This is a genomic window from Pseudonocardia lacus (assembly GCF_018531445.1).
Classification (GTDB): domain Bacteria; phylum Actinomycetota; class Actinomycetes; order Mycobacteriales; family Pseudonocardiaceae; genus Pseudonocardia; species Pseudonocardia lacus.
The window spans coordinates 27,691-43,699 of the sequence record NZ_JAHDTH010000019.1; the positions used below are offsets into that span (position 1 = coordinate 27,691).

General features: G+C 74.3%; 14 protein-coding genes. 3 read left to right on the plus strand and 11 right to left on the minus strand.

The genetic code is table 11. The features are described from left to right. Positions 1 to 42 precede the first annotated feature (42 nt). Complete coding sequence (locus KIK08_RS06565) at positions 43 to 1,236, plus strand: aminotransferase class V-fold PLP-dependent enzyme (protein WP_308257450.1); 1,194 nt, start codon at positions 43 to 45, stop codon at positions 1,234 to 1,236. A gap of 6 nt (positions 1,237 to 1,242) precedes the next feature. Here KIK08_RS06565 and KIK08_RS06570 read toward each other — a convergent pair whose 3' ends face one another. The 5 genes from KIK08_RS06570 to KIK08_RS06590 all read right to left on the minus strand — a co-directional run bounded on the left by KIK08_RS06570 (position 1,243) and on the right by KIK08_RS06590 (position 7,393). Next, the gene (locus KIK08_RS06570; RefSeq protein WP_308257452.1) at positions 1,243 to 2,430 is read right to left on the minus strand and encodes a fatty acid desaturase family protein; all 1,188 of its coding nucleotides are present in this window, start codon (positions 2,428 to 2,430) and stop codon (positions 1,243 to 1,245) included. Positions 2,431 to 2,441: 11 nt separating this feature from the next. Then, positions 2,442 to 3,512 (minus strand): ferredoxin reductase, encoded by a 1,071-nt coding sequence (locus KIK08_RS06575; RefSeq protein WP_214402098.1) that lies wholly within the window; start codon positions 3,510 to 3,512, stop codon positions 2,442 to 2,444. A gap of 174 nt (positions 3,513 to 3,686) precedes the next feature. Continuing rightward, on the minus strand, positions 3,687 to 4,406 hold the full coding sequence (locus KIK08_RS06580) for a 3-keto-5-aminohexanoate cleavage protein (protein ID WP_214402099.1): 720 nt from the start codon (positions 4,404 to 4,406) through the stop codon (positions 3,687 to 3,689). A 97-nt stretch (positions 4,407 to 4,503) separates the two neighbouring features. Then, positions 4,504 to 6,843, minus strand: a complete 2,340-nt coding sequence (ligA, locus tag KIK08_RS06585) for an NAD-dependent DNA ligase LigA (protein ID WP_214402100.1) — start codon at positions 6,841 to 6,843, stop codon at positions 4,504 to 4,506. Between the two features lie 40 nt (positions 6,844 to 6,883). Further along, positions 6,884 to 7,393 carry a MarR family winged helix-turn-helix transcriptional regulator gene (locus KIK08_RS06590; protein ID WP_214402101.1) on the minus strand — a complete coding sequence of 170 codons (510 nt, stop codon included), beginning with the start codon at positions 7,391 to 7,393 and terminating at the stop codon, positions 6,884 to 6,886. Positions 7,394 to 7,509: 116 nt separating this feature from the next. On the opposite strand from KIK08_RS06590, the gene KIK08_RS06595 reads away from it, so the two are divergent. Beyond that, positions 7,510 to 7,971 (plus strand): SRPBCC family protein, encoded by a 462-nt coding sequence (locus tag KIK08_RS06595; RefSeq protein WP_214402102.1) that lies wholly within the window; start codon positions 7,510 to 7,512, stop codon positions 7,969 to 7,971. Between the two features lie 14 nt (positions 7,972 to 7,985). On the opposite strand, the gene KIK08_RS06600 is transcribed toward KIK08_RS06595, so the two are convergent. The 6 genes from KIK08_RS06600 to KIK08_RS06625 all read right to left on the minus strand — a co-directional run bounded on the left by KIK08_RS06600 (position 7,986) and on the right by KIK08_RS06625 (position 14,621). After that, positions 7,986 to 9,149: a uroporphyrinogen decarboxylase/cobalamine-independent methonine synthase family protein gene (locus KIK08_RS06600; RefSeq protein ID WP_214402103.1), complete on the minus strand. Its 1,164-nt coding sequence runs from the start codon at positions 9,147 to 9,149 to the stop codon at positions 7,986 to 7,988. A gap of 135 nt (positions 9,150 to 9,284) precedes the next feature. Continuing rightward, positions 9,285 to 10,097 carry a DUF1206 domain-containing protein gene (locus tag KIK08_RS06605; RefSeq protein WP_214402104.1) on the minus strand — a complete coding sequence of 271 codons (813 nt, stop codon included), beginning with the start codon at positions 10,095 to 10,097 and terminating at the stop codon, positions 9,285 to 9,287. Positions 10,098 to 10,179: 82 nt separating this feature from the next. Further along, positions 10,180 to 11,256, minus strand: coding sequence for a tRNA 2-thiouridine(34) synthase MnmA (gene mnmA / locus KIK08_RS06610; RefSeq protein WP_214402105.1), 1,077 nt, complete (start codon positions 11,254 to 11,256; stop codon positions 10,180 to 10,182). Next, entirely contained in the window at positions 11,256 to 12,506 is a 1,251-nt protein-coding gene (locus KIK08_RS06615) for a cysteine desulfurase family protein (RefSeq protein ID WP_408004646.1), read from the minus strand. Before KIK08_RS06615 ends, mnmA begins: the two co-directional genes overlap by 1 nt. 343 nt (positions 12,507 to 12,849) lie before the next feature. Beyond that, positions 12,850 to 13,806 (minus strand): electron transfer flavoprotein subunit alpha/FixB family protein, encoded by a 957-nt coding sequence (locus KIK08_RS06620; RefSeq protein WP_214402107.1) that lies wholly within the window; start codon positions 13,804 to 13,806, stop codon positions 12,850 to 12,852. A gap of 29 nt (positions 13,807 to 13,835) precedes the next feature. Further along, positions 13,836 to 14,621: an electron transfer flavoprotein subunit beta/FixA family protein gene (locus tag KIK08_RS06625; protein WP_214402108.1), complete on the minus strand. Its 786-nt coding sequence runs from the start codon at positions 14,619 to 14,621 to the stop codon at positions 13,836 to 13,838. A 398-nt stretch (positions 14,622 to 15,019) separates the two neighbouring features. On the opposite strand from KIK08_RS06625, the gene KIK08_RS06630 reads away from it, so the two are divergent. Further along, positions 15,020 to 16,003, plus strand: coding sequence for a DUF302 domain-containing protein (locus KIK08_RS06630; protein WP_214402109.1), 984 nt, complete (start codon positions 15,020 to 15,022; stop codon positions 16,001 to 16,003). Positions 16,004 to 16,009 lie beyond the last annotated feature (6 nt).

The window sequence follows — 16,009 nt, forward strand, 5'->3', positions numbered from 1 at the left end:
CGCGGGGTGTGTGCCCGGTCACCCGTTCGGGAAGCCCTGGTCGTGGACGACGAACTGGACGTGGAAGCCCTCCGCGCGCAGACCCCCGGCTGCGCCCACCGCACGCACCTCAACAACGCCGGCGCGGCGCTGATGAGCACCGCCACGCTGGCCGCGATGACCGACCAGCTGCAACTGGAGGCCACGATCGGCGGGTACGAGGCCGCCGCGCGCGCCGAGGAGCACATCGCGGCCACCTACCTGGCGCTCGCCGAACTCGTCGGCGGCCGGGCGGGCGACATCGCGCTCTTCGACAACTCCACGCACGCCTGGAACGCGGCGTTCTACTCGGTGCCCCTGCGCCCCGGCGACCGCATCCTGACCGGCCGCGCCGAGTACGGCAGCAACGTGCTGGCCTACCTGCAGGTCGCGCGGCGCACCGGCGCCGAGGTCGTGGTCGTGCCCGACGACGACGCCGGTCGGATCGACCTGGACGCGCTGGCCGACCTCGTCGACGACCGCACCCGGCTGATCGGGCTGACCTGGGTGCCCACCGCGGGCGGGCTGGTCAACCCGGCCGCCGAGGTGGGCCGGATCGCGCGCGCCGCGGACGTCCTCTACCTGCTCGACGCGACCCAGGTCGTCGGCCAGCTGCCGGTCGACGTCGCCGCACTGGGCTGCGACATGCTGACCGGGACCGGGCGCAAGTTCCTGCGCGGCCCGCGCGGCACCGGGTTCCTGTGGGTGCGGCCCGCCGCGCTGGAGCGGCTCGACCCGCACGTCGTCGAGATCCGCTCCGCCACCTGGGACGGGCGGCGGTCGTTCCGCTGGGCCGACGGCGCCCGCCGGTTCGAGACCTGGGAGAACAGCTACGTCAACGTGGTCGGACTGGGCAGCGCGGTGCGCCAGGCCCTCGACCTCGGGCTCGAGCCCATCGCCCGGCGGGTCCGGGCGCTGGGCGAGCGGCTGCGCACCGGCCTGGACGGCGTCGACGGCGTGCGCACGCACGACCTCGGCGCCGACCGCTGCGCCATCGTCACGGCCGCCGTGGCCGGTCGCCCCGCCGCCGAGGTGGCCGGCGCGCTGGCCGTGCGCGGCATCAACGTGAGCACCACGGTGGCCGAGCACAACCAGTTCGACACGGAGAACCGGGGCGTGCACCCGCTGGTCCGGTTCTCCCCGCACTACTTCAACACCGAGGCGGAGCTGGACGACTGCGTCGCGGCGGTCGCGCGGATCGCGGCCGCCGCGGCGTGAGCCCGGTCAGCCCGCGAGGCGGACGGGCGTCCCGTCGGTGCTGCGGGCCGGACCGGTCTGCGCCGGGAGCGCGGTGACCTGCGCGCCCTTCTTCGTGCCGCCGCCGGGGAAGGCCAGCCGGCAGATGGTGCGCACGACCTTGCCGTACTGCTTGGGCAGCGAGCCCGCGGTGTAGGTCAGGCCGTAGCGGTCGCAGATCTCGCGGATCCGCGGGGCGATCTCGGCGTAGCGGTTGCTCGGCATGTCCGGGAACAGGTGGTGCTCGATCTGGTGGCTGAGGTTGCCGGTCATGATGTGGAACACCGGGCTGCCGGTGAGGTTGGCCGAGCCCAGCATCTGCCGGACGTACCACTCGCCCTTGGTCTCACCCTCCAGCCGGTCCTCCTCGAACGTCTCGGTGCCGTCCGGGAAGTGCCCGCAGAAGATCACCGCGTGCGACCACACGTTGCGGATCACGTTGGCGGTCAGGTTCGCCAGCGCCGTGCGCAGGAAGTTCGGCCCGGACAGCGCCGGGAACAGCAGGTAGTCCTTCGCGAGCTGGCGGCGCAGCTTGCGCCACAGGACCTTGAGGTCCTTCTTGAGCTCCTCCTTGGACTTGGTGCCGTCCTGCACCCGGTCGAACTCCAGGTCGTAGAGCGTGATGCCCCACTCGAAGATCAGCGACAGGCCGACGTTGGTCAGCGGCTGGATCAGGTCGACGGGCCGCCAGTCCTGCTCCGGGGTGATCCGCATGACCGAGTAGCCCAGGTCGCGGTCCTTGCCCCGGACGTTGGTGAACGTGTGATGCTCGTAGTTGTGCGTCTTCTTCCAGGCCTCGGCCGGGGTGGTGTGGTCCCACTCCCAGGTCGTGGAGTGGATCCGCGGGTCGCGCATCCAGTCCCACTGGCCGTGCAGGACGTTGTGCCCGATCTCCATGTTGTCCAGGATCTTGGCCACGCTGAGCGCGAGGGTGCCGGCCACGAACGCCGGGGGGAACCGCGAGAACAGCAGGGCGCCGCGCCCGGCCATCTCCAGACCGCGCTGGATGGCGATGATCTTGTGGATGTAGCGGGCGTCGGCCTCGCCGAGACTGTCCATGACCTCGGCGCGGATGGCGTCGAGCTCGGCGCCGAGCTGCTCGACCTGCTCGGCGGTCAGGTGCGCCGCGGCGCTGGGCCGGGTCTGCGGGCTGAAGGTGATGGGGGTGGGGGGCACGGGGTTTCTCCTCAGAGCTCGATCTCGACGTCGCCTGCGGCACCGGATACACAGGTGCGCACGGCTTGGCCGGGCGTGTCGGTCAGATCACCGGTGTGCAGGTTGCGCACCGCACCGGAGCGCAGCTTCCCGACACAGGTGTGGCAGATGCCCATGCGGCAGCCGTTGGGCAGCAGCGCGCCGGCCGCCTCCCCCGCCGCCATGAGCGGAGTTCCCGGCCCGGCGTCGGCGGCGATGCCGCTGGTGGTGAACGAGACGCGGCCACCGGTCAGGCCCTCGGCGACCGCGGCGGGCGGCACGAACCGCTCCAGGTGCAGCGCCTCCGGGTCGCCGGCACGCGCCCAGTGCTCGGTGAGGGCGTCCAGCATGGCCGTCGGGCCGCAGGCCCACGTCTGACGGGCGGCCCAGTCGGGCACCACGTCGGTGAGCGTCTCCGGCGTCAGCCTGCCCTCGACGGCCGTGTGGCGTTCGATCAGGGTGAGGCCGGTCTCCGCGGCCAGCGCCCGCAGCTCGGGACCGAAGACGAGGTCGGCGGGGGTCCGGTCGCAGTGCACCAGCACCGCGCCGGACAGCGACTCGGACCGCGCGGACAGGTCGCGCAGCATGCCCATCACCGGGGTGATGCCGCTGCCGGCCGTGAGGAACAGCAGCTTCTCGGGCACCGGCGTCGGCAGCACGAAGTCGCCGGCCGGCGGGCCGATCCGCAGCAGCGCGCCGACCGGGGTGCGGTGCGCGAGCGCGCCGGAGACGGTGCCACCGGGCAGCGCGGTGACCGTCACCGCGAGATCGCGGTCGCCGGGGGCGGAGGTCACCGAGTAGGTGCGCCACTGCCACACGCCGTCGATCCGCAGGCCGATGCCGACGAACTGGCCGGCGACGTGCACCGGGTGCGCGGGACCCGGCCGCAGCAGCAGGGTCGTGGTGTCCGCGGTCTCCCGCCGGACGCCGACCACCCGCGCGTGCGGCTCGACCCGCGACCACAGCGGGTTCAGGGTGCCCAACAGGTCGTCGGGCAGCAATGGCTGGGTGAACCACCCGGCCACGTGCCGTGCGCGCTGTCCGATCGACCCGAGAACTCCCATGCACTTGACGCTATGGCCCGGGTCCGCCCGGAGCCCACGTCCTCACGCACGTTCGGGACCGGGTTTCTTTGGCCTCAGCCACAAACCCGGGACGCGCCGCACGCGACCCGCCGAACAGGTGGGGAAAGCCCCACCAGCGGGTACCCGGTAGGCCCGAAACCGCCGGTAGAGGGCTCAGACGCGGATCGCCAGCGCCGCGCGGGCGAGGTCGTCGTTGCCGGTGGCGAGCCAGCCGTCGGGCCGGTTGAGCACGTCCTCGAACCCGATGCGGGTGTCCATGCCCATCCGCAGCGCGTACTCCAGGACGGGCCACGCGCCGTCCTCCTCGCCGTGCAGCAGGATCGGCACGGGCAGCGTGCCCAGCGCGCGCAGGATCCGGATGGCCTCGGCGACCGAGGTCTCCGGGTCGGAGACGGTGGACTCGGCCAGCACCCGGGTGGTGCCCGGCGGGATGCCGTGCTTGGTGAGGGTGACCGCGTCGCCGCTGGTCCAGATGCCCAGCTCGACGCCGATCCCGGCCTGGTAGGCCGCGGCGCAGACCTGGTCCCAGCCCTTCTCGTGCACGTTGACCGAGCACACGTCGGGCTTGCCGACCCCGAGCCTGCCCCAGGCCAGCACCGCCGCGATGCGCTTGTCCGGGTCGGGCTGGATCCACCGGCCGGTGGCCACCCCGATCTCCATGTTCGGCACCTCGGCCCGGATGGCCGCGACGGCGTCGCCGACGTGCATCGGGTCGAGCGTCTCCTGGGCGTTGGCGTCGCGCGGGTGCACGTGCACCGCGCTGATGCCGAGCCGGGCGACGGCGCGCGCATCGCGGGCGAGGTGGCGGGCCAGGACGGGGAGGGCCGGGTGGGCGTCCTCCGGGCGGGATCCATTCAGAACCGCCTGCAGCACGGACCCGCCCCTTTCGTCGAACCTTCCGCCAAGATCATACGTGTGGACAGCGGGGCCACCCGTGAACCGTCACCCCCCGGTGACCCGGCTCACCCGTTCAGCCTGAACCGGTTGAGGCGATCTCCCGCGCCGCGTCCGGTCCCTGCTCCAGAAGGACGCCGAAACCGGCCTCGTCGAGCACCGGTACGCCGATCTCGATGGCCTTGTCGTACTTGGAGCCGGGCGCCTCGCCGGCCACCACGAACGCCGTCTTCTTGGAGACCGACCCGGCCGCCCGACCGCCGCGCGCCATGATGGCTTCCTTGGCCTCGTCCCGGGACCAGCCGTCCATCGAGCCGGTGACCACGATGGAGAGCCCCTCCAGTGTGCGGGGGACGGACGTGTCCTGCTCGTCGACCATGCGCACGCCCGCGCGGCGCCACTTGGCCACGACCTCGCGGTGCCAGTCGACGGTGAACCAGTCGCGCACGGCGGCGGCGATCGTCGGGCCGACGCCCTCGACGCCGGCGATGGGGGCCAGCGCCTCGGCGAGGGCCTTGGCCTTCGCGCGGGCCGCGGCCTTGGCCGCCTTCTCCGCCGCGGCCGCCTTCGCCTCCTCGGCGGCGGCCCGCTCCTCGTCGGACCGCTCGGCGACCTGCGCCCCCTCGACGACCTCGCCCTTGGCCTCCGCGTCGGCCGCCTCCGCGCCCGGGCCGGCGGCCGAGCCGTCGGACAGGATCTCCATGCCGGCCGCCTCGGTGGCCCGCGCGGCCTCGGCGGCCGCCGCCTCGATGGCGTCCATCGAGCGGAACTCCCTGGCCAGCGCCTGGGCGGCGGTCGGCCCGACGTGCCGGATGGACAACCCGACCAGCACCCGCCACAGCGGCTGCTCCTTGGCCGCGTGCAGGTTGGCCAGCAGCTTGCGGGCGTTGGCCGACAGCTCGCCCGCCTTGGTGCGGAACAACTCGACCTGCAGCAGGTCGTCCTCGGTGAGGCCGAAGACGTCGCCCTCGTCGTGCACGACGCCGGCGTGCAGCATCGCGACCGCGGCCTCGTAGCCGAGGACCTCGATGTCGAACGCGCCCCGCCCGGCCACGTGGAACAGCCGCTCGCGCAACTGGGCGGGGCAGGAGCGGGCGTTCGGGCAGCGCTGGTCGACGTCGCCGGCCTTCTGCCGGACGAGCGCCGTGCCGCACTCCGGGCAGTGCGTCGGCATGACGAACTCGCGCTCGCTGCCGTCGCGGGCGTCGACGACCGGGCCGAGCACCTCCGGGATGACGTCGCCCGCCTTGCGGATGACGACCCGGTCGCCGATGAGCACGCCCTTGCGGCGGACCTCGTCGGCGTTGTGCAGGGTGGCCAGCTCGACGGTGGAACCGGCCACCACCACCGGCTCCATCTGCGCGAACGGGGTGACGCGGCCGGTGCGGCCCACGTTGACCTGGATGTCGAGGAGCTTGGTGACGACCTCCTCCGGCGGGTACTTGAACGCGATCGCCCAGCGCGGGGCGCGCGAGGTGGCCCCCAGCCGCCGCTGCAGCGCGACCTCGTCGACCTTGATGACCACGCCGTCGATCTCGTGCTCGATGTCGTGGCGGTGCTCGCCCCAGTACTCGACGTGCGCGACCACGTCGTCGACCCCGGTGAGGACCTTCGTGCGCCCGGAGACCGGCAGCCCCCAGGCGCGCAGCGCGTCGTAGCCCTGGGACTGGCGCTCCAGGGTGAACCCCCGGCGCTTGCCGAAGCCGTGGCAGATGAGCCGCAGGTGGCGCGACGCGGTGACCCGCGGGTCCTTCTGGCGCAGCGAGCCGGCCGCGGTGTTGCGCGGGTTGGCGAACGGCGGCTTGCCCGCCTCGACCAGCGAGGCGTTGAGGGCCTCGAAGTCCGCCAGCCGGAAGTACACCTCGCCGCGCACCTCGACCAGCTCGGGAACCGGGAACTCGGCGGTGCCGGTGAGCCGCTCGGGCACCTCCTCCAGGGTGCGCATGTTGAGGGTGATGTCCTCGCCGGTGCGCCCGTCGCCGCGGGTGAGGGCCCTGGTGAGCACGCCGTTCTCGTAGAGCAGGTTGACGGCCAGCCCGTCGATCTTGAGCTCGCACAGGTAGTGCAGCGCGCCCTCGCCGACCTCCTTGGCCACCCGCTCCGCCCAGGCGCGCAGGTCGTCGGTGGCGAAGGCGTTGTCCAGGCTGAGCATGCGCTCGAGGTGGTCGTGCGCGGCGAACTCGGTGCTGAACCGGCTGCCCACGTTCTGCGAGGGCGACTCCGGCGTCACCAGCTCCGGGTGCTGCTCCTCCAGCGCCAGCAGCTCCTGCCAGAGCTCGTCGAACTGGCCGTCGGAGATGACCGGGGAGTCCAGCACGTAGTACCGGAACCGGTGCCCGTTGATCTCCTCGGACAGTTGGGCGTGCCGCTGGGCGGTCTGCTCCGGCGACGCGGCCTGCGACGATGTCGAGCTCACGGGGGGAGGTTACCGAGCCGGACCGACATCGCCGCGAACCTCAGTCCTCGTCGAGCTCCGAGACGTAGTGCAGCATCCGACCGAGCAGCTCGTTCACCCGATCGATCTGCTCGGCCGACAGCGGGCCCAGCAGCTCCTGCTCGGTGGCGACGTGGTCGACCACGGCGGCGTCGACGAGCCGGCGCCCCTCCGCGGTGAGGGTGACCGGCATGCTCCGCCGGTTGCCCGGGTCGAGCGAGCGGGTGACCAGGCCCCGCCGCTCCAGGTTGTCGAGCCGGTTGGTGGTGGCCGACGGCGACAGCATCATCGCCCTGGCCAGGGCGCCCGGGGTGAGTGTGAAGGGCTCGCCAGCGCGGCGGAGGGCGGCCAGCACGTCGAACTCGGCGACCGTCAGCTCGTGCCGGGCGATCAGGTGCCCCTCGATGTAGGGCCCCACCTTGGCGGCCAGCCGTCCGAGCCGTCCGAACAGGCCCATCGCCCGCAACCCGGCCTCGGGGAGGTCGGGACGTTCCACCCGCCACTGCTCGATGTGCCGGTCCACCTCGTCCATCGCCCCATCTTAGTTCGCGATCGAACCCGTCGACGCCGCAGGCCTTGACGACGAACATTTCGAGGCCGTATATTTCGACCTGTGGCGGTACCGGGTCACCTGAGGGAGGGGTCGAAATGATCAAGCTGCGCGCGCGGACAGAGGTGGACGCACCCGCCGGGCGGGTGTGGGAGCTGCTCGGCGACTACCGGGCCGACCCGGCGTGGCGGGCGGGCGTGGCGACCATGGCGCCGTCGCCGCCCGGGCCGATCGAGCCGGGGCAGACCACCGACGAGCACCTGCGGTTCGCCGGTCGCTCCTACCGCAACGGTGGCCTGGTCGAGGCCGTGGGCCCCGGCCGGACCCTCACCTGGCGCACGACGTCCGGCGTCCGCGCCAACGGCCGGCGCACGGTCGAGGAGCTGCCCGGCGGGCGCAGCCGGGTGGCGCTGGAGACCGACATCCACCCCGACGGGGTCGACCGGTTGCTGGCGCCGGTCCTCGGGCGGGTGCTGCGCCGCCGGCTGGGCGCCGACCTGCGCCGCCTGCGGGAGCTGGCCGAGCGGGGGCCGGCGCGCGGAGGAGGTGGGGCGCGATGACGGCCGGGTGAGAGTCAGGCCTCGTCGTCGGGCGGGTCGCCGAACAGCGTGGCGATCTCGCGGGTCAGGGCGAGCGCGCGGCGAGCCCACTCCGGGGATGCCCCGGCCAGCCCGCAGGTCGGGGTGGGCACGGCGAGCGTGGCCAGGCGGTGCCGGTCGAAGCCGAGGCGGTCGGCCAGGTCGAGGGCCGGGCGGGCCAGCGCCTTGTCGCTCACCCGACCGCGCGGGGCGGTGCCGGGCACCAGACCCAGCATGAGGGGCGTGCCGGCGTCCCAGGTCTCGCCGATGGCGTCGAGCTGGGCGGTCTCGGCGGTGCGGCCGGCCACTCCGGGCAGCGTGGCGTCGATGCCGACCGCGGCGGCACCGACGTCGGCCAGCAGCCGCAGGGGTGGCCGGTCGGCGCAGCAGTGCAGCACCACCGGCACGCCGACGGCGGCGACGACGTCGCGCAGCAGGTCCTTCGCCGCCGGTTCGGCCACCGAGCGCACCGTGCCGTAGCCCGAGGGAGTGGGCACCGAGCCGGCCAGCACGGCGGGCAGCGAGGGCTCGTCGAGCTGCAGCAGCACCTGCGCCCCGGTGCGGGAGGCCACCTCGGCCACGTGCTCCCGCAGCCCCTCGGTCAGGCTCGTGGCGAACTCCCGCACCGCGCCGTGGTCGGTCAGCACGCGGTGGCCGGTGCGCAGCTCCACCGCGGCCGCGAGCGTCCAGGGGCCGGCCGCCTGCACCTTGACCCAGCCCGGGCGGACGGGGTCGCAGGCCTCGTCGAAGGCGTCCAGGTCGGTGCGCAGGAGGTCGACGGCGCGCCGGTGCTCGCGGCCCGGTCGGGCGGTCACCCGGTACCCCGACGGCCGCAGCTCCACCGCCAGGTCGACCAGCAGCCCGGCGGTGCGGCCGATCATGTCCGCGCCCACGCCGCGGGCGGGCAGCTCGGGCAGGGGCACCAGCAGCGGCAGCTCCCCCGCCACCACCGTCGCCGCCTCCAGGGGGTCGGTGCCGGGCATCGAGCCGACCCCGGTGGCCGCGCCGTCCGGCCAGCGGGGGGCGGGCTCGGCCTCCCCCGCGTCGGGCTCGGCGGCCTCGGAGACGGTCAGGGGCCCACCGCCGACCGTCTCCCCGGGCCGGGCGCCGGTCAGTCCGGCCGCGGCCAGTGCCGCCTCGATGGGGTCGTCGGTGCTCACGTGCGGTGTCTACCAGCCGGGTGGGCGGCCCGCCCACGACACCCGCTCGTCCGGCGGCGCGGCCGGCGCGCGGAGCCGCCGGGGTCGGCCTCGCCGGACGCGGCAGACGCAGGCCCCGTGGTTCCGGCGCGCGGGTCAGTCCTTGCGGTAGCGCGCGTCCACGAAGCAGTAGACGCCGAACGCGACCAGGCCGAGGGCCAGCGCCACCAGTACCGGGGCGCCGAACGGCTGGCGGCCCAGCGCCTGCAGGCCGGCGTCGAGCCCGACCGGCTCCTTCGGGTCGTACTGCAGGCCGGCGACGACCAGCAGCACGCCGGGCAGCCCGTAGACCACGCCCAGGGCGCACCAACCGACCTGCCCGAGCCGGGTGATCAGGCGCTTGCGGCGGGCGGCCTCGCCGCTGAACCGCAGGTCGCGCAGGAACTCCTTCCGCACCCCGCGGTAGACGGCGTACGCGCCACCGGCGACCAGCCCGAGCCCGCCGAGCGCGACCAGGTAGCGCCCGCCGGGCAGGTCGAACACGGCCGCGGCGAACGACTTCGACAGCGACGGCGCGCCGCCGGTGGCGGCGATCGAGCCGGCGGAGTAGGCCAGCACGGCGAAGATGGCCGCCTCGCCGACGTTGATCGCCCTGCGCAGCGCCTGCCGGCGGGCCGGGAGCCCGCGGTGGCCCCAGATCGCCTCGGTCAGCTGCCAGAGCACCAGGGCGGCCAGCCCCGCGGTGATCACCCAGAGCAGGAACGCCCCGGCCGGAGTGGACGCGACCTGCTGCAGCGCGCCCTTCTTGTCGGCCTGCTCCGGCTCGCCGAACGGCACCTGCACCACCAGCCAGGCGATCAGCAGGTGCACGACGCCGTAGGCGACCAGGCCGATGCGGCCGAGCAGCTTGACGGGCTTGCTCTCGGCGACGTCGTGGACGGCGTCGACCGGCTGGGACAGAGCGGACAAGGCGCACCTCCTGGGCGGACGCCGCGGAGTGCCCGAATCTCCCGGGCACTACTCACCGCGACCGGCCGTCGGCGGGTGCGCGCTACCGGGTGGCGGTGATGGTGGCGCTGCCCAGCACGACGTCGCCGTCCGCGTCCGGGCGGTACAGCGCGACGGCCTGGCCGGGGGCGACCGCGCGCAGCGGCTCGTCCAGCTCGACCACCACGCCGGCGTCGGTGACGACGGCGGTGGCCGCCGCCAGGCCGCCGTGCGCGCGCACCTGGGCCACACAGTCGAACCGCTCGCCCGGGGCGGCGCCGGCCGCCCACACGGGGCGCTCGGCCTCGACGGTGCGCACATCCAGCGCGGCGGCCGGGCCCACCCGGACCGTGCCGGACACCGGCTCGATGCCCAGCACGTAGCGGGGGCGGCCGTCGCCTGCGGGGGCGTCGATGCCCAGCCCCTTGCGCTGCCCCACGGTGAACCCGTGGACGCCGTCGTGGCGGGCCAGCTCGGCCCCGGTCTCGGCGTCGACGACGGCTCCGGGCCGGGTGCCCAGCCGGGCCCCGAGGAAGGCGCGGGTGTCGCCGGAGGGGATGAAGCAGATGTCGTGGCTGTCGGGCTTGTCGGCCACCCGCAGCCCGCGCTCGGCGGCCTCGGCGCGCACCCGCGGCTTGGTGGTGTCGCCGATCGGGAACATCGCGTGCGCCAGCTGGTGGCGGGTGAGCACGGCCAGCACGTAGGACTGGTCCTTGTCGGCGTCGACGGCCCGGCGCAGCACGCCGCTGACGTTGCGGGCGTAGTGGCCGGTGCAGACGGCGTCGAAGCCGAGCGCGAGCGCCCGGTCGAGCAGCGCCGAGAACTTGATCTTCTCGTTGCACCGCAGGCACGGGTTCGGGGTGCGGCCCTCGGCGTAGGCGGCCACGAAGTCGTCGACGACGTCCTCGGTGAACCGGGCCGCGAAGTCCCACACGTAGAACGGGATGTCGAGCACGTCGGCGGCCCGGCGGGCGTCGGCGGCGTCCTCGCGGGAGCAGCAGCCGCGCGAGCCGGACCGCAGCGCGTCGGGCGTCTCGGACAGGGCCAGGTGCACCCCGACGACGTCGTGGCCCGCGTCGACCGCGCGCCCCGCGGCCACCGCCGAGTCGACGCCGCCGCTCATCGCGGCCAGCACCCGCACTAGCGGCCCCCCGCCGGGACGTGCTGGCCGGCGCGCCGGGCCCGGTCGACCACCTGCCCGATGACCGCGGCGACGGCGTCGACGTCGGCCGGGGTCGAGGTGTGGCCGAAGGAGAACCGCAGCGAGCCGCGCGCGGTGGCCTCGTCGGCGCCCATGGCCAGCAGCACGTGGCTGGGCTGGGCGACACCCGCGGTGCAGGCCGAGCCGGTGGAGCACTCGATGCCCTGCGCGTCGAGCAGCATGAGCAGGCTGTCGCCCTCGCACCCGGGGAACGACAGGTGGGCGTTGCCGGGCAGCCGCGACGGGCCGCCGTCGATGACGCCGGTGCCCGGGTCGCCGTTGAGGGTGGCGTCGGGCACCGAGGCCAGCACCTTGCCCACCAGGTCGTCGCGCAGGCCGGACAGCACCGCGGCCCGCCGGGGCATGTCGGCCACGGCCACCTCGACGGCCTTGGCCAGCGCGACGACCGACGGGGTGTCCAGGGTGCCGGAGCGCACGTCGCGCTCCTGGCCGCCGCCGTGCAGCAGCGGTGTGAGCGCGATGTCTCGGCCCAGCAGCAGCACCCCGGCCCCGTACGGCCCGCCCAGCTTGTGCCCGGTGAGGGTGAGCGCGTCGGCGCCGGAGGCGGTGAAGTCGACCGGGAGCACCCCGACGGCCTGCACGGCGTCGGTGTGCAGCGGGACGCCGAACTCGTGGGCGACGGCCGCCAGCTCGCGGATCGGGTTGACCGTGCCGACCTCGTTGTTGGCCCACATCACCGACACGAGCGCCGCCGAGGCGGGGTCGCGGGCCAGCGCGGCGCGCAGCGACGCCGGGGTCACCCGGCCCACCTCGTCGACGCCCAGCAGCTCGACCTCGGCGTCCTCGTGCTCGCTGAGCCAGGTGGCCGCGTCCAGCACGGCGTGGTGCTCGATCGAGGAGACCAGCACCCGGCGGCGGCGGCGGTCGGCCGCGCGGCGCGCCCAGTAGAGGCCCTTGACGGCGAGGTTGTCGCTCTCCGTGCCGCCGGTGGTGAGCACCACCTCCGACGGACGCGCCCCGACGGCCGCCGCGATGCGCTCGCGGGCCTCCTCGACGTCGCGGCGGGCCCGCCGCCCCGAGGTGTGCAGGGAGGACGCGTTGCCGGTGCGCCGCATGGCGTCGGCCATCGCCGCCACCACCTCGTCCAGCACCGGGGTGGTGGCGGCGTGGTCGAGGTAGGTCGTCTTCGCCGGGGACGTCACGTCCGCCTGTGTCATCTGCCGCGCCATCAGCCACCATCTGTCGAACCACCCGTCCGGTGGGCCCGGTCCGGTCGCCGTGCCCAAGGGTAGACGCGCGACTTCTCGGGCGGCCAGCGATGCCTCCCGCCGAGCGGGTGCCCGCCACCGACGACCGCCCGATGGCCTCACCGTCTTCGATGGCCTCACAGTCTTCGATGGCCTCACAGTCTTCGCAGAGCCGCCATGGTCTTCGCAGGGCCCACAGCACCTGCGAAGACCACACAGCCCCTGCGAAGACTAGGAGCCGCCGAATGCCCCTCAACGCCGGAAGCCACGAGGCCACCCGCGAGGGGCAGCATCGTGGCTTCCGGAGAACCAGCGGTGGGGCCGCTCAGCCCTTGCGCTTGGCGACTTCCTCCTTCAGCTGCGGCGCGACCTGGAACAGGTCGCCCACCACGCCGAAGTCGGCGATCTCGAAGATCGGGGCCTCGGCGTCCTTGTTGACGGCGATGATCGTCTTCGAGGTCTGCATGCCGGCCCGGTGCTGGATCGCGCCGGAGATGCCCAGCGCGATGTAGAGCTGCGGCGAGACGGTCTTGCCGGTCTGCCCGACCTGGAACTGGTGCGGGTAGTAGCCGGAGTCGACCGCCGCCCGGGACGCGCCGACGGCCGCGCCGAGGGCGTCGGCCAGGCCCTCGACGACGGCGAAGTCGTCGGCCGAGCCGACGCCGCGCCCGCCGGAGACCACGACGCTGGCCTCGGTGAGCTCGGGGCGGTCGCCGCCGACGATCGGCTCGGTGCTCTGCACGGTGGCGCCGCGACCGCTGGCCGCGGGGACCTCCACCTGCTGCTCGGTGCCCGCGCCCGCGGTGGCCTCGACGTCGACCGCGCCGGGCCGCAGGGTGATCACCGGGTGCTCGGTGTTGGACTTCGCCTCGGCGATGAACGCGCCACCGAAGACCGAGTGGGTGGCGGACACGCCGTCGCCACCGGCGACGCCGATGACGTCGTTCAGCCAGGCGGAGCCGGTGCGCACGGCCAGCCGGCCGGCGATCTCCTTGCCGTCGGCGGACGCGCTGACCAGCACGGCCGTCGGCGACGCCGACCCGACCAGCGCGGCCAGCACGTCGACCTGCGGGGTCAGGAAGTCGGTGCGGTCGGTCTCGGCGACGTAGATCTTCTCGGCGCCGTTGGCGGCCAGCGCCGCGGACAGCTTCTGGGCGGTGCCGGGCGCGCCGACGACCACCGCGGACGGCTCGCCCAGCGAGCGCGCCGCCGTCAGCAGCTCGAACGTGCTCTTCTTGACCTCACCCTCGACGTGGTCGACGAGGACCAGTACTTCGGCCATGGGTTTTCTCCTTCGCTCGTCGAACCGGGTCAGATCAGCTTCTGGGACACCAGGAACGCGGCGATCTTCTGCCCGCCGTCGCCCTCGTCGATGACCTTCTCGCCCGCGCTCTTCGGGGGCTTGGGCTGCGCGGAGGTGACGCTGGACAGCGCCCCCGCCGAGCCGACCTCGCCGGCGTCGATCCCGGCGTCGGCCAGCGACAGCGTGGTCACCGGCTTCTTCTTGGCCGCCATGATCCCCTTGAACGACGGGTAGCGCGGCTCGTTGATCTTCTCGCCGACCGACACCACGGCCGGCAGCTCGGCGGTCAGCACGGTGACGCCGTCGTCGGTCTCCCGGCGCACGGTCACCGAGGAGCCGTCGACGGTGATCTCGCGGGCGTGGGTGAGCGCGGGCACGCCGAGCAGGTCGGCCACCATCGCCGGGGTGGCGCCGCCGCGCCCGTCGGAGGCCTCGTTGCCGGCCAGCACCAGGTCGAACCCGTCGACCGTGCCGATGACCTTGGCCAGCGCCTTGGCGGTGGACACCGCGTCCGACCCGGCCAGCGCGCCGTCGGTCAGGTGCACGGCCTTGTCGGCGCCCATGGACAGCGCCTTGCGGATGGCCTCGGTGGCGCGGTCGGGACCCATGGTCACGACGGTCACCTCGGAGCCGCCGTTGGCCTCCTTGATCTGCAGCGCGGCCTCGACGGCGCGCTCGTTGATCTCGTCGAGGACGGCGTCGGTGGCGTCCCGGTCCAGCCGGCCGTCCGACGCGTCGAGCTTGCGTTCCGAATAGGTGTCGGGCACCTGCTTGACGAGCACGACGATGTTCATCGGACCTCTTCGACCTCCTGCCGGCGCGGTGACCCGCGATGCGCCCCGCGCGCCGCGGCGGCAGCCGTCGATGGCGCCGACGCCGGGCTCGAACGGGACTTCCTGGACCTGTGCTGGGGACCCTCACATGCGACTCCGCCGCCCGCGACCGCGGTCCCGTACGTCGGGCGACCAGACCTGGCCATTGTTACCAGGGGGTATACCGCCGGCAATCGACGTACGGGTGAAACCGGTCACTCCGGTGTCACACGACGCCCATCGACGCCTCGTCGGCCTGTTGGCGCGCGTGCGGCGCCGCTGATCGGCTGCACGAGCGACGACCCGGTCGGAGCGCGATGTCCGCCGATAGGGTCGCCGCCGCCCCTTCGAGTCCCCGCAGCCCTGCCCCGGAGCCGCCGATGTCCACCCTGTTCCGAGCCCGCATGCGGACGGCGGGCGCCGCGTTGGCGCTCTCGCTGAGCGCCACGGCGTGCGGAACCCTGGACGGCGGTGCCGGAGCGACGCTGCCGGCCGCCCTGACCCCGGGTGAGGTGGCCGGCTCGGTCACGGTCGGAGCGGACGGCGACCCGGCCGCGCTGGTCCAGGGCCTGCAGGACGCGATCACCGCGGGTGGCGGGCGGGTGGCGGCCGTCGTCGACCACGCCGCGGCGGCCCGTGCGGCCGGCGTGCAGATCCCGCCGAACACGGTGGTCATCGGCGGCCCCGACGCGGCCAACACGGGCATGGCCCGGTTCGACCCACGGGCCGGTGGCGTGCTGCCAGCGCCGTTCCAGGTGCGCCAGGACGCCGCCGGGAAGACGGTGCTGAGCTACGACAGCATCGACTACCTCGCCGCCCTGTCCAACGTCTCCGACGTGGCGGTGCGCCAGCCGCTGGCCGACGCCAACGCGGCGATCCTGGACGGGGTCGCCCCCGCCGCCGCGGAGGCCACCGCGGCCCCGCTGATCGGGGTCACGCCGGTCGACTACCTGCTGACCGCGATCAGCGACGGGACGATCGCCGCCGCGGTCACCGCGCTGCAGCGGGAGGGCGACCGGGGTGGCAACAACGTGCTGGCCACCCTGGAGTTCGTGCCCGACACCGGTCGGCCGCGCGCCACCGACCCACCCGGCACGCCGGCCCCGCCGCGGGCGAGCACCGCGGTGCTGATCTCCCGACCGGCCGCGGAGGCCCCGCTGCTGGCCACGGCCCCCAGCATCGGCCTCGACCTGCCGCTGCGCTTCGTCGTGTACATCGACGACCGCAACCGGACCGCCATCGGCTACCCCGACATCCGGCGCATCGCGCTGCGCCACGGCATCCCCGCCGACTCCGCCGATGTCGTCGCCCTGGCGGCGGAAGCCGACAGGATCGCCCGGATCAGCGCCGGAGGTGACCCGTAGGCGGCA